At 68.3% G+C, this 16,118-nt stretch carries 21 protein-coding genes and 1 riboswitch; of the genes, 15 read left to right on the top strand and 6 right to left on the bottom strand.

Annotated features, from left to right (window positions below; genetic code table 11):
- Window positions 1-287: 287 nt before the first annotated feature.
- From G3M62_RS14785 to G3M62_RS14770, 4 genes are all read left to right on the top strand, one after another.
- Window positions 288-1,268: an IMCp domain-containing protein gene (locus tag G3M62_RS14785; protein ID WP_246263280.1), complete on the top strand. Its 981-nt coding sequence runs from the start codon at window positions 288-290 to the stop codon at window positions 1,266-1,268.
- Window positions 1,269-1,400: 132 nt separating this feature from the next.
- Window positions 1,401-1,601 (top strand): hypothetical protein, encoded by a 201-nt coding sequence (locus G3M62_RS14780; RefSeq protein WP_165188235.1) that lies wholly within the window; start codon window positions 1,401-1,403, stop codon window positions 1,599-1,601.
- Between the two features lie 96 nt (window positions 1,602-1,697).
- Window positions 1,698-2,318: a DJ-1/PfpI family protein gene (locus G3M62_RS14775; RefSeq protein ID WP_165188233.1), complete on the top strand. Its 621-nt coding sequence runs from the start codon at window positions 1,698-1,700 to the stop codon at window positions 2,316-2,318.
- Between the two features lie 80 nt (window positions 2,319-2,398).
- A complete protein-coding gene (locus tag G3M62_RS14770; RefSeq protein ID WP_165188231.1) occupies window positions 2,399-3,130 on the top strand; it encodes a DUF4019 domain-containing protein in 732 nt (243 codons plus the stop codon).
- Here the strand turns inward: G3M62_RS14770 and cuyB are convergent.
- Together cuyB and cuyA are read right to left on the bottom strand one after the other, a co-directional pair.
- Window positions 3,127-3,795: a cysteate racemase gene (gene cuyB, locus G3M62_RS14765; protein ID WP_165188229.1), complete on the bottom strand. Its 669-nt coding sequence runs from the start codon at window positions 3,793-3,795 to the stop codon at window positions 3,127-3,129. The two genes, G3M62_RS14770 and cuyB, sit on opposite strands and share 4 nt — an antisense overlap.
- Window positions 3,788-4,789, bottom strand: a complete 1,002-nt coding sequence (gene cuyA, locus G3M62_RS14760; RefSeq protein ID WP_165188228.1) for a D-cysteate sulfo-lyase — start codon at window positions 4,787-4,789, stop codon at window positions 3,788-3,790. The genes cuyB and cuyA overlap by 8 nt, the downstream gene beginning before the upstream one ends.
- Before the next feature lie 166 nt (window positions 4,790-4,955).
- On the opposite strand from cuyA, the gene G3M62_RS14755 reads away from it, so the two are divergent.
- Genes G3M62_RS14755 through ypfJ form a run of 3 tightly spaced genes read left to right on the top strand, consistent with a single transcriptional unit; the run spans window position 4,956 to window position 6,853 of the window.
- Window positions 4,956-5,519 (top strand): tetratricopeptide repeat protein, encoded by a 564-nt coding sequence (locus G3M62_RS14755; RefSeq protein WP_165188226.1) that lies wholly within the window; start codon window positions 4,956-4,958, stop codon window positions 5,517-5,519.
- 55 nt (window positions 5,520-5,574) lie between these two features.
- On the top strand, window positions 5,575-5,964 hold the full coding sequence (locus tag G3M62_RS14750; RefSeq protein ID WP_165188225.1) for a hypothetical protein: 390 nt from the start codon (window positions 5,575-5,577) through the stop codon (window positions 5,962-5,964).
- A gap of 34 nt (window positions 5,965-5,998) precedes the next feature.
- Window positions 5,999-6,853 carry a KPN_02809 family neutral zinc metallopeptidase gene (ypfJ, locus tag G3M62_RS14745; RefSeq protein ID WP_165188223.1) on the top strand — a complete coding sequence of 285 codons (855 nt, stop codon included), beginning with the start codon at window positions 5,999-6,001 and terminating at the stop codon, window positions 6,851-6,853.
- Here ypfJ and G3M62_RS14740 read toward each other — a convergent pair.
- A complete protein-coding gene (locus G3M62_RS14740; protein WP_165188220.1) occupies window positions 6,850-7,647 on the bottom strand; it encodes an alpha/beta fold hydrolase in 798 nt (265 codons plus the stop codon). The two genes, ypfJ and G3M62_RS14740, sit on opposite strands and share 4 nt — an antisense overlap.
- Window positions 7,648-7,777: 130 nt before the next feature.
- Window positions 7,778-7,885, top strand: a riboswitch (TPP riboswitch).
- Window positions 7,886-7,957: 72 nt separating this feature from the next.
- Here G3M62_RS14740 and thiC point away from each other — a divergent pair.
- The 5 genes from thiC to G3M62_RS14715 all read left to right on the top strand — a co-directional run bounded on the left by thiC (window position 7,958) and on the right by G3M62_RS14715 (window position 11,502).
- Complete coding sequence (thiC, locus tag G3M62_RS14735) at window positions 7,958-9,796, top strand: phosphomethylpyrimidine synthase ThiC (protein ID WP_165188218.1); 1,839 nt, start codon at window positions 7,958-7,960, stop codon at window positions 9,794-9,796.
- A 2-nt stretch (window positions 9,797-9,798) separates the two neighbouring features.
- Window positions 9,799-10,314, top strand: coding sequence for a hypothetical protein (locus tag G3M62_RS14730; RefSeq protein ID WP_165188216.1), 516 nt, complete (start codon window positions 9,799-9,801; stop codon window positions 10,312-10,314).
- A gap of 107 nt (window positions 10,315-10,421) precedes the next feature.
- Entirely contained in the window at window positions 10,422-10,775 is a 354-nt protein-coding gene (locus G3M62_RS14725; protein WP_165188214.1) for a DUF1428 domain-containing protein, read from the top strand.
- A gap of 59 nt (window positions 10,776-10,834) precedes the next feature.
- Window positions 10,835-11,350, top strand: a complete 516-nt coding sequence (locus tag G3M62_RS14720) for an ATPase (protein ID WP_165188212.1) — start codon at window positions 10,835-10,837, stop codon at window positions 11,348-11,350.
- Complete coding sequence (locus G3M62_RS14715) at window positions 11,347-11,502, top strand: hypothetical protein (RefSeq protein ID WP_165188211.1); 156 nt, start codon at window positions 11,347-11,349, stop codon at window positions 11,500-11,502. Before G3M62_RS14720 ends, G3M62_RS14715 begins: the two co-directional genes overlap by 4 nt.
- 36 nt (window positions 11,503-11,538) lie before the next feature.
- On the opposite strand, the gene G3M62_RS14710 is transcribed toward G3M62_RS14715, so the two are convergent.
- A complete protein-coding gene (locus G3M62_RS14710) occupies window positions 11,539-11,892 on the bottom strand; it encodes a nuclear transport factor 2 family protein (protein WP_165188209.1) in 354 nt (117 codons plus the stop codon).
- A gap of 132 nt (window positions 11,893-12,024) precedes the next feature.
- Between G3M62_RS14710 and G3M62_RS14705 the strand changes: the two genes are divergently transcribed.
- On the top strand, window positions 12,025-12,807 hold the full coding sequence (locus tag G3M62_RS14705) for a DUF2461 domain-containing protein (protein WP_165188207.1): 783 nt from the start codon (window positions 12,025-12,027) through the stop codon (window positions 12,805-12,807).
- Here G3M62_RS14705 and G3M62_RS14700 read toward each other — a convergent pair.
- The gene (locus tag G3M62_RS14700) at window positions 12,804-13,235 is read right to left on the bottom strand and encodes a helix-turn-helix domain-containing protein (RefSeq protein ID WP_165188205.1); all 432 of its coding nucleotides are present in this window, start codon (window positions 13,233-13,235) and stop codon (window positions 12,804-12,806) included. The genes G3M62_RS14705 and G3M62_RS14700 overlap by 4 nt on opposite strands.
- A gap of 73 nt (window positions 13,236-13,308) precedes the next feature.
- On the opposite strand from G3M62_RS14700, the gene G3M62_RS14695 reads away from it, so the two are divergent.
- Window positions 13,309-14,154: a class I SAM-dependent methyltransferase gene (locus G3M62_RS14695; RefSeq protein ID WP_165188204.1), complete on the top strand. Its 846-nt coding sequence runs from the start codon at window positions 13,309-13,311 to the stop codon at window positions 14,152-14,154.
- Between the two features lie 81 nt (window positions 14,155-14,235).
- On the opposite strand, the gene G3M62_RS14690 is transcribed toward G3M62_RS14695, so the two are convergent.
- Window positions 14,236-15,126 carry a LysR family transcriptional regulator gene (locus tag G3M62_RS14690; protein ID WP_165188202.1) on the bottom strand — a complete coding sequence of 297 codons (891 nt, stop codon included), beginning with the start codon at window positions 15,124-15,126 and terminating at the stop codon, window positions 14,236-14,238.
- 96 nt (window positions 15,127-15,222) lie between these two features.
- Here G3M62_RS14690 and G3M62_RS14685 point away from each other — a divergent pair, with 96 nt between their 5' ends.
- On the top strand, window positions 15,223-15,990 hold the full coding sequence (locus G3M62_RS14685) for an SDR family NAD(P)-dependent oxidoreductase (protein WP_165188200.1): 768 nt from the start codon (window positions 15,223-15,225) through the stop codon (window positions 15,988-15,990).
- Window positions 15,991-16,118: the final 128 nt, after the last annotated feature.

Raw genomic sequence — 16,118 nt, 5'->3', positions numbered from 1 at the left:
CTCATCCCGGCGAATGCCGGGACCCAGATGAATGGCTTTGAGGCTGACGCCAAGAGCGCTGAGCGCATCCAATCAACCACACCGCTATGGGATCTGGGTCCCGGCGTTCGCCGGGATGAGCGGAAGTAAATATGGCCCGCCGCTTGCTGCCAACCCAACGCCGCGACCCAGAATGGGACGCTTTTCGGCCGTCCATCGGGGGAGCGGTCGGGGAGTGCTGGTCGGCGTAGTCGGAAAGGCGCTTGGTAATGAACCCGAAGGCAGTGCTCCTGATCGGAGCGGCGACGATGACGTTCGCCGTCCTGGGACCCGTGACGACCGCCCTGGCGGACGGCTATCCGGCCCGCGTCACGCCCATCGCCAAGCCCGCGCCCCAGGCCAAGCCCCGGACCGTGGTCCGGACCCGGGTCAAGATTGTCGAAAAGCCGGTCTATATCGAGAAGCGCGTCGAGGTGCCGGTCGATCGTCCCGTCTATATCGAGCGTCCGGTGGACCGCATCGTCGAAAAGCGGGTCGAGGTTCCGGTCGTCAAGATCGTCGAAAAGCCCGTGGATCGTCCCGTCTATATCGACCGTCCCGTGGACCGGATCGTCGAGAAACGCGTCGAGGTGCCCGTCGATCGCATCGTGGAAAAGCGCGTCGAAGTGCCGGTGGTCCGGATCGTCGAGAAGCCGGTCGACCGCATCGTCGAACGGCGGGTGGAAGTGCCCGTCGACCGCGTGATCGAGAAGCGCGTCGAGGTCCCGGTCGAGCGGATTGTGCGCGTGCCGGTCTATGTCGAGCGCCAGGAGCGCGTCGAGCGTCGCGGCTGCGATTGCGAGGACGACCGCGGCGCCTACCAGGGGCGCGCCTATGAGGATCGCGGCGATCGCCAGCAGGGCCGCGCCGAAAGCAGCGTCGAGCGTTCGGAAGAGACCTACGAGTCCGAATCCTCCCGCTACAGCGAAGAAGGCCAGGGCTGGAGCTATCAGGGCAGCTACGCGGCCGGCGACGGTTACGCCCAGTCGCTGGAAGGCTCGGCCGGCGGTGGTTACTACGGTTCTTCCAGCGCCCGCTACGGCGTGGGCGGCGGCTGGGTCGGCGGTCAGAGCTATGGCCGTTCGGGCTATGCGCGCGGCTGGTCGGGCGCCAGCGCCTCGTCGAGCGCCCAGGCCAGTTCCAGCGCCAGTTCCTCGACCAGCGTGACGGTGTCGGGCGGCGGTCGCCATGGCGGCGGATACGGCGGTGGCGGCTCCAAGGGTGGCCACGGCGGCTGTTGCGGCCGTTAACCGCGTTCCCACAAAAACCAGGGTTTACGGAGCGATTTCGCGCCGTTCTGCATAGTCCGGCTTCCGGAATCGGGCATCAATCGTCTGTGGGGGATCACGTGCGGCGTCGGGCCGCCTGGTCAGGAGCAGACCGTGGACTTGATCCTGGTGGTCACCAAACCCTTCGACTGGTGCGTCGAGCGCGAGGGCCAGACCTTGTCTCGGCATTCCAGCCAGGAGGCCGCCTACAAGGCCGCCCTCGACTACGCCAGCGCCCTGTTCGAGGAGGGCGTACGCACCCAGGTCACGATCAAGCCCGAACCGCGCACCTTCGCGGGCGTCGCGCCGGAGTGACGGCGTCTGCACGGCTTTGCGACCCATCACCCACGAGACCTTGAAGACGTTCGCCCGCCGATCGCCTAGAAGCCTGGGACCTCCAGGAGCCTGACCATGCAGATCGCGGTGCTGACCTTCGACGGCTTCAACGAGCTGGACTCGTTCGTCGCCGCGGCGATCCTCAACCGCCTCAAGCCTCAGGGCTGGACGGCGCATATCACGTCGCCGACCGAGGAAGTGACCTCGATGAACGGCGTCACGGTGCGCCGCCAGAAGCCGCTGAGCTTCGTCGCCGAGGCCGACGCGGTGATCATCGGCAGCGGGATCAGGACGCGCGAGATCGCCGCCGATGCGGACCTGCTGGCCCAGATCCGCTTGGACCCGGCGCGCCAGCTGATCGCGGCGCAATGCTCGGGCACGCTGGTCCTGGCCAAGCTGGGCTTGGTGGACGGCGTGCCGGCCTGCACCGACCTGACCACCAAGCCGTGGGTGGTCGAGGCCGGGGTCGAGGTCATCGACGCGCCGTTCTTCGCCAACGGCAATGTCGCCACCGCCGGCGGCTGCCTGGCCTCGCCCTATCTGGCCGCCTGGATGATCCTGCGCGGCGCGGGCCGGGAGGCGGCGCGGGCCGCGATCCACTACGTCGCGCCGGTCGGCGAGAAGGACGCCTGGGTGACGCAGGCGATGGACGTGGTGACGCCGTTCGTGGCGCGGGAACAGGTTCTAGCTCCCTGACGCGCCTTGCATAAAAACGTGCAATTCTCACAACCTCTCGCTATGGAGGAGTCGCGCCAGAGGCTGTGAGGGCATGGTTCATGGAAGATCCGCCGAAGCGTTCCTTCGTCACCGGTGAGATAGACGTCAAAGCTCTCATCGCGTTTGTCTTCGGCGCCATCTTCATCGTCACGATCCTGGTCTTCACCGCGGTGGTGAGGGACCCCAGCCCGACCGCGATCTGGACCTATCGCGTGATCCTGGCCCTGGCCGCCGGCGGCGTCGCGGCCATCCTGCCGGGCTTCATCGACGTCAAGTACAAGACCTTCGTCCAGGCCGGCGGGGCCATCGGCGTGTTCGTGCTGGTCCTGGTCCTGTTTCCCGCGCCGACGCCGGCCAGGAAGGTCGAGGCGCCGCCGCCCCAGGCTCAAGCGCAAACGGCCGCATCGCCGGACGTCGTCTGGCCGACCGAGGATCCCGGGTTTGCGGCTCGCAAATATGTCGAGCTGGTCGACAGCGGAAAGTACCTGGAAGCCTACGAGGCCATCGACAAGACCATGGGGGTTCCGTGGGCGTCGTTCGAGGCCTCGTACAAGGCGGGGCACGCGCCGTTGGGTCCCGTCGTGGATCGACGGCAGACGGGAGAGCAGAGAACGGTGGACCCGGCGGGACGGCCCAAGGGCGGCTACGTGCTCGTGACCTACCAGACCAAGTTCACCAACGACGCCAAGTGCCGCGAGGAGCTGGTCTGGCTCAGAGCGATGCCCGACCAGACCTGGCGCGTGTCGACCCACGGAAGTTCGCCCCAGCAGGTCGACTGCATCGGCCTCTAGGGCGCCAGGCACACCTCGACGCACCGCTTGGCCAGCGCCTCGGTCGCGTCGATGAACGGCACGGTCAGGTCGGCGGCGCTCATCACCAGGGGCACCTCGGTGCAGCCGGCCACCACCACCTGCGCGCCCTTGCCGACCAGGCGGTGGGCGAGGGCGGCCATGGTTTCGCGGCTCTCCGGACCCAGGTCGCCGTGCTTGATGCGGTAGAGCAGGGCCATGAACTCGACCTGCTCGTGGTCGTCCAGGGTGACGGCCTCGATCGCCAGGTGCGAGAAGGTCCGGCGATAGAGCGACAGGGCCCCGCCGGTGCCCAGCACGCCGACGCGTTCGGCCCCATCCGCTTTCGCAGCCAGGCCCGCCGTCTCGATCAGGTCCACCAGGGGCAGGCCGCTGGCCTTCACCTGGTCGACATAGGCGTGGGCCGTGTTGCAGGCGATGGCCAGCACCTGGGCGCCGGCGTCGCGCAGGCCGACAGCCATCTCCGCCAGCACCGGCCCGGCGGCGTCGTAGCTGTTGTTGCGGTCGGGCACCTTGGGGTTGATGTCGACCAGCACCCGCAGGTGATCCTGCTCGCGGCTGACCGGCGTCGCCGCCTGCAGCTTGGCCAGGAAGTCCAGGGTGGCGGCCGGACCCATGCCGCCAAGGACGCCCAAGGTCTTAGACAAGGGCGGTCTCCAGCTCGCTCTGATAGCCGAACAGTCCCTGCGCGCCGCCGGTGTGCAGGAACACCACCCGTTGGCCCTTGAACGCGCCCTTGCGGGCCTGGTCGATCAGGCCCTTCATCGCCTTGCCCGAATAGACCGGATCCAGCAGCAGGCCCTCGGTGCGGGCCGCCAGGGTCAGGGCGTCGATCACGCCTTGGTCGACCAGGCCATAGCCCGCGCCGACATAGTCGCAGTCGGCCACCACCCTCTCGCGGGTCACCCGGCCGGCCGCGCCGATCGTCTCGGCCGTGGCGACCGCCAGGTTGAAGACGTTCTCCTCCTGCTTGGCCTTGGGCGCGCGCACGCCGAAGCCCAGGATCGGGATGTCGACGCTGAGCGCGGCGAAGCCGGCCACCAAGCCCGCATGGGTGCCGGCGCTGCCGGTGGCGGTGACCAGGCGGTCGATCTTCAGGTCCAGCGCGTCGGCCTGGACCACCAGCTCGCGGGCGCAGTCGACATAGCCCAGGGCGCCGACCGTGTTCGAGCCGCCGCCGGGGATCACATAGGGCTTGCCGCCGCGCTGGCGCACCGCCGCGGCCGAGGCTTCCAGCTCGGCGACCATGTCGGTCCCGCCCGGCACGAAGCGGATCGAGGCGCCCATCAGCCGGTCCAGCAGCACGTTGCCGTTGCCGACATAGTCGCTGGCCTTCGAGCCCGTGCGCTCCTCCAGGATGATCTCGCTCTTGAGGCCGAAGCGCACTCCGGCGGCGATGGTCTGACGCACGTGGTTGGACTGCACCGCGCCTTGGGTGACCAGGGTGTCGGCGCCTTGGGTCAGGGCCTCGCCGAGCAGGAACTCCAGCTTGCGGGTCTTGTTGCCGCCGCCGGCCAGGCCCGTGCAGTCGTCGCGCTTGACCCACAGGTCGATCCCCAGCTCGGCGCCCAGGCGGGGCAGAGGCTCCAGCGGCGTGGGCAGGTGGGCGAAACGGGCGCGGGGGAAGCGGGCCAGATGCATCGAACGTCTTTCGCGACAAGGAAAACGACCAAGCCGATTTCCTACAGGCTCGCGCACGGTCGTGCTATGCTGACGGTCAGAAAAGCACGACCTCGGCGCGTTCTCCGCGCGACTGCCTCCAGCCGCGCGCCTCGCCCAGAAGGCCGCGCCGTATTGGGAGGACGTCATGGCTTGGATCGCGACCCTTCGGTGGACCGGCGGCCTCGCGGCGGCCCTGATTTGCGTGGCCCCGGCGGGGGCCTCGACCCTGATCATCGGCGGCGGCGTGGCCAAGGATTGCGCCGACGCCGCGATCGAGGGCCGCTCGGACAACGCCTCGGTGACCAAGTGCACCTTGGCTCTCGAAACCGAGATCCTCGGCTTCCGAGACCGGGCCCGCACCTATGTCAATCGCGGCGTCCTGCACCTGCGCCAGCGCGATTTCGATGGAGCGGTCAGCGACTTCGACGAGGCCTCCAAGATCGATCCGGCCCTGGGCGAGGCCTATGTCAATCGCGGCGCGGCCTATGTCGGCTCCAGCCGCTATGGCGAGGGCCTGGTCCAGATCGACCAGGGTCTGGCCCTGGGCGTCAAGGACCCGCAGAAGGCCTATTTCAACCGCGGTATCGCCCACGAGAACCTCGGCGACGTGACGGCGGCCTATCGCGACTACTCCAAGGCCGCCGAGCTTGACCCCGAATGGGATGCACCCCGGAACGAGCTGACGCGTTTCACCGTCAAGCGGCCCTGAACACGACGTCTTTGGCGCGTTATGTAGGGGCCGGATGCATGGAGCCCCAAAAGGCATGACCAGAGTTTCGACGATGATCGCGGCGGCGGCGGGCTTGGCGCTGGCCCTCGGCGCGTCGGCTTTCGCCCAGACCGACCAGCGGGCCCTGCGCGAGCGCAACGAGATCCTTCAGCAGCAGGACATCGCCCGCCAGAACGCCCTGGCCAGCCAGCGGGAGCTGTCGGCCGCCCAGAGCCGCTACAACACCCAGCTGACCCTGCGCGAGCTGAACCAGGCCGCGACGCCGCCGACCGAGCCGACCCTGCGCTCGACCTTGCCGGCCATCCCGCCGCGCGGGTCCGGCGCCGACGACATGGCCGCCGACATCGAGCGCATGGACCGGATGACCGACCAGGCCCTGGCCGCCAGCAACGCCCGCCTGCGGGCTATCAAGCCGGCGTCCTGACGCCTTTTCACAACGACACCAGGAGACCGATCGCATGGAATGGGGTGGGGGACGCCGCGAAGGCAATATCGAGGATCGGCGCGGCATGGGCGTCGGCGGCGTCGGCCTGGCCGGCGGCGGCATCGGCGCGGTGGTGCTGGCGGCGGTCGGCTATTTCGTCTTCGGGATCAACCCCGAGACCACGATGAGCGTCGTCAACGGCGCCCAGCAGCCCGCCGCCCAGGAGGGCGTGCGCGGCTCGGTCAGCGACAAGGAGGGCCAGTTCATCGACGTGATCGAGACCTCCAACACCGATGTCTGGGGCCCGCTGCTGGCCAAGCACGACGTCAATTACCGGCCTCCGGCGGCGGTGGTGCTCTACACCCAGGCCACCGGCACCGGCTGCGGCACGGGCCAGTCGGCCATGGGGCCGTTCTACTGTCCGGCCGACCAGAAGGTCTATCTGGACACCAGTTTCTGGAACGAGCTGGAAAGCCGGTTCGGGGCCAAGGGCGAGTTCGCCCGCGCCTACGTGATCAGCCACGAGATCGGCCACCACATCCAGAGCCTGACCGGGGCCGGCGACGAGACTCGCCGCCTGGGCGCGCGCGGGGCCGAGAGCGGCTCGGTGCGGCTGGAGCTGCAGGCCGACTGCTATGCCGGGGTCTGGGCCCGTCACGCGCCCGAGACCTCGGGCGGCGGCATCCAGATCTCCAAGGCCGACATCGAGGACGGCCTGGGCGCGGCCGCGGCGGTCGGCGACGACGCCATCCAGGAACAGGCCCAGGGCCGGGTCATGCCCGACAGCTTCACCCACGGCACCTCGGCCCAGCGCATGCGCTGGTTCGGCAAGGGCTACGACGCCGGCGATCCCGGCGCCTGCGACACCTTCGGGGCGCGGACGCTCTAGCCCCCCGCCTTGGCCGCCTGCTCGATCAGGTCGACGATCGCCTGGGGATGCGAGATCATCGAGACGTGGCTGGACGGCAGCTCGACGGTCGTCGCCTTCATGCGCTTGGCTAGGAACCGCTCCAGGTCCGGCGCGGTGGTCTCATCGTTGGCCGAGACGGCGTAGTAGCTGGGTTTGGTCCGCCAGGCCGCGACCGTGGTCTTGCTCGCGAACAGGGTCGCGGCGATCGGCTGTTGAGCGGCGTACAGAACCCGGGCCCGGGCGGCGGGCACGTCGCCGGCGAAATGCTTCAGGAAGGCGTCTTCCGTCAGCCGCGAAAAGCCGTCGACCGTCACCACGCCCGCGCGAACCGGCGTGGTCGGATAGGTCGCGGCCAGGGCGTTGAAGTTCTCGCCCGCGTCGGGCGCGCGGGCGGCGACATAGACCAGGGCCGTGACCTTGGGATCGACGCCGGCCTCGCTGATGACCACCCCGCCCCAGGAGTGGCCGACCAGCACGGTCGGGCCGTCCTGCAACGCCAGCGCCCGCCGGGTGGCGGCGACGTCGTCGGCCAGCGAGGTCAGGGGATTCTGGACCGCGGTGACGGTGTATCCGGCGGCCTGCAGGCGGAGGATGACCTCTGTCCAGCAAGAGCCATCGGCCCAGGCTCCGTGGACCAGCACCACGTTGCGAACGGGCGCGCGGGCGAAGGCGCGTGTCGCGCCGACCGCCGTCAGGGCCGTCGCGCCCAGGGCCGCCGTGAGCACCGCGCGGCGGTTGGGGGCGGAGCCGTTTTCGAACTTCGATCGCGCCATGTCGACAGTCTCCAACCAGGGATCACAGCATGCCATTCGGACGGGGCGGCGGAAAGGTTACGCGGGACGACGCAGCCGTAACGCCATCGCGACAGCGGCTTGACCCAAGCGCCAACAGGCCTAGTGTCCCCCTCGTTCACCGGGGGGTCGCTTTGCGCGGCTGAGATTGGGCCCAACGCCCTGACCCGTCGAACCTGATCCGGGTCATGCCGGCGAAGGGAGGGAACGCGGTCGAGGGCGAAAACCTAGTCCGTAAACCGACTTAGCACGACACGTCCGGGTCTCCTTAACGCTTGAGGAGCGCCCGACTATGAACGTTCAACTGCCCATCAAAGACGCCATCGGCGCCATTCCGACCGGCGAACGCCCCGGTTCGCGCAAGGTCTACCAGGCCGGCTCGCTGTTCCCCGACATCCGGGTGCCGTTCCGCGAGGTCGAGGTCCACCCCAGCGCCAATGAGCCGCCGGTCACCATCTACGACCCGTCGGGCCCCTATACCGACCCCCATTCCAAGATCGACATCGAGCAAGGCCTTCAGCGCGTGCGCGAGCCGTGGATCGTGGCCCGCGGCGACGTCGAACTCGTCGCCAATCCCCGTGAAGTGAAGCCCGAGGACAACGGCTTCGCCCAAGGCAAGCACTTGGCCCCGCAGTTCACCGCCAAGCGGCCGATCTTCAAGGGCGCCCAGGGCAAGCTGGTCACCCAGCTGGAATACGCTCGCGCCGGCATCGTCACCGCCGAGATGGAATATGTGGCCATCCGCGAGAACCTGCGCCGCGAGCAGGACCGTCCGTGCATTCGCGACGGCGAAGACTTCGGCGCCTCGATCCCCGACTTCGTGACGCCCGAGTTCGTCCGCCAGGAAGTGGCGCGCGGCCGGGCCATCATCCCGGCCAACATCAACCACGGCGAGCTGGAGCCGATGGCGATCGGCCGCAACTTCCTGGTCAAGATCAACGCCAATATCGGCAATTCGGCGGTGCTCTCCACCGTGGCCGACGAGGTCGACAAGCTAGTCTGGGCCACGCGCTGGGGCGCCGACACGGTCATGGACCTGTCGACCGGCCGCAACATCCACAACATTCGCGACTGGATTATCCGCAACAGCCCGGTGCCGATCGGCACGGTGCCGATCTACCAGGCGCTGGAGAAGGTCAATGGCGTGGCCGAGGACCTGAACTGGGAAGTCTTCCGCGACACCCTGATCGAACAGGCCGAGCAGGGGGTGGACTACTTCACGATCCACGCCGGCGTGCGCCTGCCGTTCATCCCGCTGACCGCCAAGCGCGTGACGGGCATCGTCTCGCGCGGCGGCTCGATCATGGCCAAGTGGTGCCTGGCGCACCACAAGGAGAACTTTCTCTACGAGCGGTTCGAAGAGATCTGCGAGATCATGCGCGCCTATGACGTGTCGTTCTCGCTGGGCGACGGCCTGCGTCCGGGCTCGACCGCCGACGCCAACGACGAGGCCCAGTTCGCCGAGCTGCGCACCCTGGGCGAGCTGACCAAGGTGGCCTGGAAGCACGGCGTGCAGGTGATGATCGAAGGGCCGGGCCACGTGGCCATGCACAAGATCAAGGCCAACATGGACGAGCAGCTCAAGCACTGCCACGAAGCCCCCTTCTACACGCTCGGTCCGTTGACCACCGACATCGCCCCTGGCTACGACCACATCACCTCGGCGATCGGCGCGGCGATGATCGGCTGGTTCGGCACGGCCATGCTCTGCTATGTCACGCCCAAGGAGCACCTGGGCCTGCCCGACCGGGACGACGTCAAGACCGGCGTCATCACCTACAAGCTGGCCGCCCACGCCGCCGACCTCGCCAAGGGTCATCCCGGCGCGGCCATGTGGGACGACGCCATCAGCCGGGCGCGGTTCGAGTTCCGCTGGGAGGACCAGTTCAACCTGGGCCTGGACCCCGAGACCGCCCGGGCCTTCCACGACGAGACCCTGCCCAAGGAGGCGCACAAGACCGCGCACTTCTGCTCGATGTGCGGTCCCAAGTTCTGCTCGATGAAGATCAGCCAGGAAGTCCGCGAGTTCGCGGCCGGCATGGCCCCGAACTCCATTGAGCAAGGCATGGCCGAGATGAGCGACAAGTTCCGCGAGCAGGGGTCGGAAATCTATCTGAAGACGGAAGGCTAGCCATGCTGGCCTTGCTCCTGGCGGTGGCGGCGCAAGCCGCCCCGCCGGCCGTCGCGGGCGCCGATCCGCTGGCTCCGGCCCGGATCGGCGACGTGCAGTGCTATACGCCCGATCCGGTGCGCAAGACCTGCCGGGCCATGGGCGGCTACAGCTTCGGCGTCGATGGCCAGATCTTGAACAAGGCCCAGGTGATCCTCCAGGCCTCGCCGCTCGTGACGATGACCACCGTCTCGCCGGTGACGGTGCGCGACGGGGCGGTGTGCGGGCCGCTGTCGGGCGTCGACAAGGCCCAGATCGCCGTGCGCGGCCACCGGCTGCCGGAGGAGGACGCCGCGCCGATCCGGGCCCAGATCCAGCAGTCGATGGCCGAGACCCTGGGCCAGGAGGTCTGCACTACCTACCGCCGCAGCGGCGACTGGTGGATCGCGCAGGTCACGATGAACGGCGTCGCCCGTCCGGACATGCAGGACACCGTGCTGTGGGTGCCGGCGTCGGCCGGCTACGTCGTCCAGCCCTGACGAGGCCGGCGGGCCCGGTCCGGCGGGCGAATTCTTTTCGCCGCGATGTCGGACCCCGGCATGCTCGATCGTTCTAGGAGTATCAGCAACCCCGCAGGGAGGACGCCATGTCCTATGTCGACGGTTTCGTGATCGCGGTCCCCAAGGACAAGATCGACGCCTACAAAGCGATGGCCAAGCTCGGTTCCGAGGTCTGGATGGAGTACGGCGCGGTGTCCTACGTCGAATGCCTGGGCGACGACGTGCCCTATGGCGAACTCACCTCGTTCCCGCGCGCGGTCCAGGCGACCGACGACGAGATCGTGGTGTTCTCGTGGATCGTCTACCGCGACAAGGCGTCTCGCGACGAGATCATGGCCAAGGTCATGGCCGATCCGCGCCTGAAGCAGGACCCGGCGAGCATGCCGTTCGACGGCAAGCGCATGATCTTCGGCGGCTTCCAGCCGTTCCTCGAGGTGTAGTTTAGTGTTTTTGGTTTGTTCTCCTTGTGCGATAGTGAAGCTCGCATTGGGAGAGCGCCTTGCCGACCATCCTGATCGTCGCCGGTCCCAACGGCGCGGGTAAGACCACGTTCGCTAACGCCCTGTTCGCGGCGGAGGCGAAGGGGTGGCCCTATCTCAATGCCGATGAGATAGGACGCGAGGAGTTGCCTCATCTACAGCCCGGGGAGCAGGCCATCGGCGCGGGCCGGTTGCTTCTGACGCGGCTTGACGCGCTCGTTGCATCCGGTCGGGATTTCGGTTTCGAGACGACGCTGTCGAGCGGTCTTTATGCGCGGCGAATACCGACCTGGCGGGCGAGGGGATATCGGATCGAACTCGTCTATGTGCGCTTGGCGTCTGTCGAGGATTCCCTGGCGCGGGTCGGCTTGCGGGTAGCGCGAGGCGGGCACGGCGTGCCGGAGAGCGATGTGCGTCGCCGTTTCGCGCGGAGCCTCGAAAACCTCGACCGGCTCTACAAGCCCATCGTCGACGCCTGGGAGGTCTGGGACAGTCGCGACGGCGATGTTAGATTGGGGGAGAGGAGCTCAAGATGACCAAGCCTTTGGACTCTGACGCCATCGCCCGCGCCATGCATGAGGCCGCACGGATCGCCAAGCACGGATCGCCGGAGCAGCGGGCCGGAAGGTTCAAGCCGGAGCCGGCAAATCCAGCGCCGGAACCGAAACAGGGCAAGGCTCACGCCTAAACCTTGTTCCGGGGCCTAGCTCGCCGGTTAGTCAGCTCAATAGAAGAACCGCTCCTCCACGATCTTGCCGTCCTTGATCGTGTAGAGGCCCACCTCGTCCAGGGTCGTGCGTTCGCCGGTGGCCTTGGGCGTCACGTCCATCTTGAAGCCGACCACGAACTGGTCGCCGTTGACGAACGGGCCGGTGATCTCAAAGCCGTGGACCTCGTTGTTGGCGGCCCACCATTCGCCCTTGCCGCGCACGGCCGCCTTGCCGGCGATGCGGGCCATGTCGCCGGGCATGGCCTCGATGCTGACCACGTCGTCGGCCCAGTATTTCTCGCCGGATTCATTGAACTTGCCGGCCTTGCACAGGGCGACGAGGTCGGCGGCGACGTCTTGGATGGTCATGGCGGTGCTCCTGAAGCGAGGGCTCGCGGGGAGGATCATCCTTCCGCGAAAAGCCCGAGCAACGGCGTCGCACACCGCGATGACAGGGGGTGTCAGCAGACAGGCGGCGGGCTTTCGGTCTAGCCTCGCGCCATGACTCGCACGTCCTTTCCCGGCTTCGCCGCCGCCGACCTGGCCTTCCTGACCGGCCTGGCCGCCCACAACGACCGCGAGTGGTTCACCGCCCACCGCGCCGTCTATGACGAGCGCCTGAAGCCGACGCTCTCGGCCCTGATCGACGCCCTGAACGGGGCGTTCGCGGCGCGCGACCTGCCGCTGGCCGGCGATCCGAAGAAGAGCGTGTTCCGCATCCATCGCGACGTACGGTTCTCCAAGGACAAGCGGCCCTACAAGACCCACGTCTCGGCCACGCTCACCCGCGACGGCCAGAAGCTGTCGCCCGGCCTGGTCTATGTGCACATCGAGCCGGAGGGCGGCCCGGCGCCGGCCTTCGACCCCGAGACCATCGACCCGCTGGATCCCTCGACCTTGCCGTCGGCCCAGGCGGCGGACGCCTATGCCGGAACCGGACCGTTCGCGGCGGCCGGTTTCTACCTGTCCGAACGCCCGCACATTGACGCCTTCCGCCGGGCGATCGCCGCCGATCCCAAGGGCTGGCTGGCGGTCGAGAAGGCCCTGGCCGCCAAGGGGCTGTCGCTGGAGGCGGGCGACCCCACCAAGCGCATGCCCAAGGGGTTCGAAGAGCATGCGGGAGGGCCGCTGGAGACGGCGATCAAACGCACGCGCTGGCTGGTTCGCCGTCCGCTGACCGGGACCGAGATCGGTGGCGAAGACCTGGCCGAGCTCATCGCCGACTTCGTGGCCGATGCTCGGCCGCTGCTGACGTTCGGCTGGAAGGCGCTGGCCGGCGTCTAGGCCGGCTCAGCTCGGAACCGGCGGCGCGAGGGCTGGGCGGCGGCCTGGCGTCCGGCCAGGCGGGCGATGCCGCGGAAGCGCGGGCAATCCATCAGGCTGGGCGCGGTGCAGGCCACCGCGTGCAGCAGGCCGTCGCGCAGCCGGCCGAGGTCCGCGATGCGCCGGTCCAGCTCGGCGGCCTTGGCCTGGAGCTGGCGCTTGTCGAGGTTCGGCGCGCCCGTCAGCATCGCCGCGATCTCGTCGAGCGAGAAGCCCGAGGCCTGGCCCAGGGCGATCAGCGACAGGCGCTCTACGGTCGACGGATTGAACAGGCGCTTCAAACCGCGCCGCCCGGTCGACACGATCAGCCCCTTGTCCTCGTAATAGCGCAGCGCCGAGGCCCGCACGCCCGACCGGCGCGCCAGTTCGGCGATGTCGATATCGAACATGCTTGACCTCAAGTCGACTTGAACTTGCACAATGCGGCGGCGTGCCGAAATCCGCAACGCTCCGGAGACTTCCATGACCCGCCAAGACACCCGAACAGCGATGACCGCCAGCTTCTGGAACGCCGAAGGCGGCGAGGTCTGGGTGCGCTCCCAGGACCTGCTGGACCGGCTGAACGCCCCGATCGGCGAGGCGGTGGTCGCGCGGGCCGATCCCGGACCGGGCAAGCGCGTGCTCGACGTCGGCTGCGGGGCCGGCGCGACCACCCTGGACATGGCGCGCCGCCTGGGCCCGGCGGGATCCTGCGTCGGCGTCGACGTGTCGGGCCCGCTGCTGAACCTGGCGCGCCAGCGAGCGGAGGCCCAGGACTTGCCCCAGGCCCAGTTCATCGAGGCCGACGCCCAGGATCACGCCTTCGAGGCGGGCGCGTTCGACGCGATCCTGTCGCGGTTCGGCGTGATGTTCTTCCCGGACCCCGACGCGGCCTTCGCGAACCTGCGGCGCGCGCTGAAGCCGGGCGGCGCCTTGGTGTTCGCCTGCTGGCGCGGCCCCGCCGAGAACCCGCTGTCGCAGATCCCACTACAGGTCGCCGCGCCCTTGCTGTCCGAGCCTCCGCCGCCGCCCGGCGACGGTCCGGGCCGCTTCGCCTTCGCCGATCCCGACCGCGTGCGCGGCGTGCTCGACCGCAGCGGCTGGCGCGACATCGCCATCACGCCGCTGGACGCCCCCATGCCGCTGAGCTTCGACGAACTGATGGTGCTGAGCCTGGAGCTGGGTTCCCTGGGCCCGATCCTGCGCCGTGAAGACGAAGCGACCCGCGCCAGGGTCACCGACGCCGTGGCCGAACGCCTGCGAGACGAAGTGCGGGACGGCGTCGTGCCGATGACCGGCGCGTGCTGGCTGGTGACGGCGGTGGGCTAGGGGCGGGCTTTCGACCCTAGCCGGGCATTGGGAAGGTCTGCTTCGCGCTTGCGCTGCGAGGTAGCGGCGACCGACGAGCGCTCACGGATCGCTCTTTAGCGCCTCGGCGAGGTAGTCCGTCAAAGCCCTGACCTTTCGCGACGGTTGCCGGCCCGCCGGGAAGACCGCATGCACTTCGGCGGGCGCGAGGGGGAAGTCGGAAAGGATCGGCGTCAGGGATCCTGCCGCCAGTTCGGCTCGGCACATCCAGGCGGACGCGACCGCGATGCCGAGGCCTGCCTTGGCCATCGCGATGACGCCCTCCGCGGAGCCGACGTTGAACCGTTCGACGACGGTCAGGGGTTTCTCGGCTTGACCGTCAAGGATCATCCAGCCCCTACGGCCAGACGCGCCAGGACCAAAGACGCCGTCGTGTTCCGCGAGATCGGCCAGCCCGACCGGCCGTCCTCTATTCTCGAGATACTGGGGTGACGCGAGCAGAAGTCGGGGCGCCGAAGCGAGTCGGCGCGCGCCGAAGCCGGAATCGGCGAGCTTGCCCAATCTTAGCGCCAGATCGACACCCTCGGCGACGAGGTCGTCCGCCTCATCGGACATGGCCAGGTCAAGCTTCAGCTGCGGATGCTCGGCCAGGAACGGCGGCAGGCGCGGGATCACCTCGCGAATGCCGAAGGCGACGGGCATCGCCATCTTGATGACGCCCCGGAGGCTGTCGGTCCCCCGCGCGGCGTCCTCGGCCTCTTCGATCGCCGGCAGGATGTGTCGCGCCCGCTCCAGCAGGACCGATCCCGCTTCGGTCAGGGTGATGCGCCGTGTCGTCCTCAGGAAGAGCTTCACGCCCAGTCGCGCTTCCAGGGCCGCGATCGTTCGCGAAATGGAGGGTTGGGTGGTCCCGAGCTCGCGCGCCGTCCGCGAGAAGCTGGCCGTCTCAGCAGCCCGGACGAAAACGCCAAGTTCCTGGAAGCGATCATTCATACGTATGGTGTATATATGTTGTTCGATCTGAGCGCATACCCCCGCTCGGTGATATGGTTCATCTAGCCGTCCTTCGCTGTCTCAAGGACGATGACCATGCCTAAGCCCCTCGAAAACAAACTCGCCCTCGTCACCGGCTCCTCGCGGGGTATCGGCGCCGCCGTGGCGGCCCGGCTCGCCCGTGAGGGCGCGTCGGTGATCGTGAACTACGCGACCAGCGCCCAACACGCCGAGGCGGTCGTCCAGGGTATCCGAAGCGCCAGCGGCGAGGCCGAAGCGGTCGGCGCCGATCTTGGCGAACTGGCGGGCGTGAAGACGCTCATCGCGGCGATCGACGGCGCCTTCGGCGGCAAGTTCGGCGGACGGCTCGACATCCTGGTCAACAATGCCGGCGTCGTGGACTACGGCCCGTTCCTGGAGCAGCCGGACGAGGCCTATGACAAGCACTTCAACGTCAATGTCCGCGCGCCCATCGCCCTATCCAAGGACGCCGGCAAGCGGATGGCCAAGTCAGGCTGGGGCCGCATCATCAATGTGGGCTCCGCCTTCGGCGAAGCCGCGCCCCTGGGCGGGGTGACGCTCTATATCGCGACCAAGTTCGCCCTGCATGGCTTCACGCGAGGCCTTTCCCGCGAACTTGGCCCGTTGGGCGTCACGGTGAACGGCGTCCAGCCCGGCCCCATCGACACCGAGCTGAGCCCGAAAGAAGGCTCGGACGAACATGCGGCCATGGTCAAGCTCACCAGCGTCGGCCGCTTCGGCAAGGTGAACGAGATCGCGGCCGCCGTGGCCTATCTCGCCGGTCCCGAAGCGTCCTACACGAACGGTGAGAACCTGACGGTCGACGGCGGCTGGAACGCCTGACGGGCGGGCTAGGCCATAGGCAACGCGGCCAAGGCGCCAACGGAACATCAGGTTTCGTTGACGCCTTGGTCCGCTTCCCGCCTAGCGGGAGGCCGCTCTCCGGGAACATCCTTGGCCGTGACGGCATT

The sequence above is a fragment of the Caulobacter soli genome, assembly GCF_011045195.1.
Taxonomy (GTDB): Bacteria; Pseudomonadota; Alphaproteobacteria; order Caulobacterales; family Caulobacteraceae; genus Caulobacter; species Caulobacter soli.
This window is presented reverse-complemented; position numbering and strand designations above follow the sequence as displayed.

Coding starts and splice junctions, on each gene's coding strand:
- G3M62_RS14785 (WP_246263280.1), top strand. CDS start 288: ATGACGTTCGCCGTCCTGGGACCCGTGACGACCGCCCTGGCGGACGGC.
- G3M62_RS14775 (WP_165188233.1), top strand. CDS start 1,698: ATGCAGATCGCGGTGCTGACCTTCGACGGCTTCAACGAGCTGGACTCG.
- G3M62_RS14770 (WP_165188231.1), top strand. CDS start 2,399: ATGGAAGATCCGCCGAAGCGTTCCTTCGTCACCGGTGAGATAGACGTC.
- cuyA (WP_165188228.1), bottom strand. CDS start 4,789: ATGCATCTGGCCCGCTTCCCCCGCGCCCGTTTCGCCCACCTGCCCACG.
- G3M62_RS14755 (WP_165188226.1), top strand. CDS start 4,956: ATGGCTTGGATCGCGACCCTTCGGTGGACCGGCGGCCTCGCGGCGGCC.
- G3M62_RS14750 (WP_165188225.1), top strand. CDS start 5,575: ATGACCAGAGTTTCGACGATGATCGCGGCGGCGGCGGGCTTGGCGCTG.
- ypfJ (WP_165188223.1), top strand. CDS start 5,999: ATGGAATGGGGTGGGGGACGCCGCGAAGGCAATATCGAGGATCGGCGC.
- G3M62_RS14740 (WP_165188220.1), bottom strand. CDS start 7,647: ATGGCGCGATCGAAGTTCGAAAACGGCTCCGCCCCCAACCGCCGCGCG.
- thiC (WP_165188218.1), top strand. CDS start 7,958: ATGAACGTTCAACTGCCCATCAAAGACGCCATCGGCGCCATTCCGACC.
- G3M62_RS14730 (WP_165188216.1), top strand. CDS start 9,799: ATGCTGGCCTTGCTCCTGGCGGTGGCGGCGCAAGCCGCCCCGCCGGCC.
- G3M62_RS14725 (WP_165188214.1), top strand. CDS start 10,422: ATGTCCTATGTCGACGGTTTCGTGATCGCGGTCCCCAAGGACAAGATC.
- G3M62_RS14715 (WP_165188211.1), top strand. CDS start 11,347: ATGACCAAGCCTTTGGACTCTGACGCCATCGCCCGCGCCATGCATGAG.
- G3M62_RS14710 (WP_165188209.1), bottom strand. CDS start 11,892: ATGACCATCCAAGACGTCGCCGCCGACCTCGTCGCCCTGTGCAAGGCC.
- G3M62_RS14705 (WP_165188207.1), top strand. CDS start 12,025: ATGACTCGCACGTCCTTTCCCGGCTTCGCCGCCGCCGACCTGGCCTTC.
- G3M62_RS14700 (WP_165188205.1), bottom strand. CDS start 13,235: ATGTTCGATATCGACATCGCCGAACTGGCGCGCCGGTCGGGCGTGCGG.
- G3M62_RS14695 (WP_165188204.1), top strand. CDS start 13,309: ATGACCCGCCAAGACACCCGAACAGCGATGACCGCCAGCTTCTGGAAC.
- G3M62_RS14690 (WP_165188202.1), bottom strand. CDS start 15,126: ATGAATGATCGCTTCCAGGAACTTGGCGTTTTCGTCCGGGCTGCTGAG.
- G3M62_RS14685 (WP_165188200.1), top strand. CDS start 15,223: ATGCCTAAGCCCCTCGAAAACAAACTCGCCCTCGTCACCGGCTCCTCG.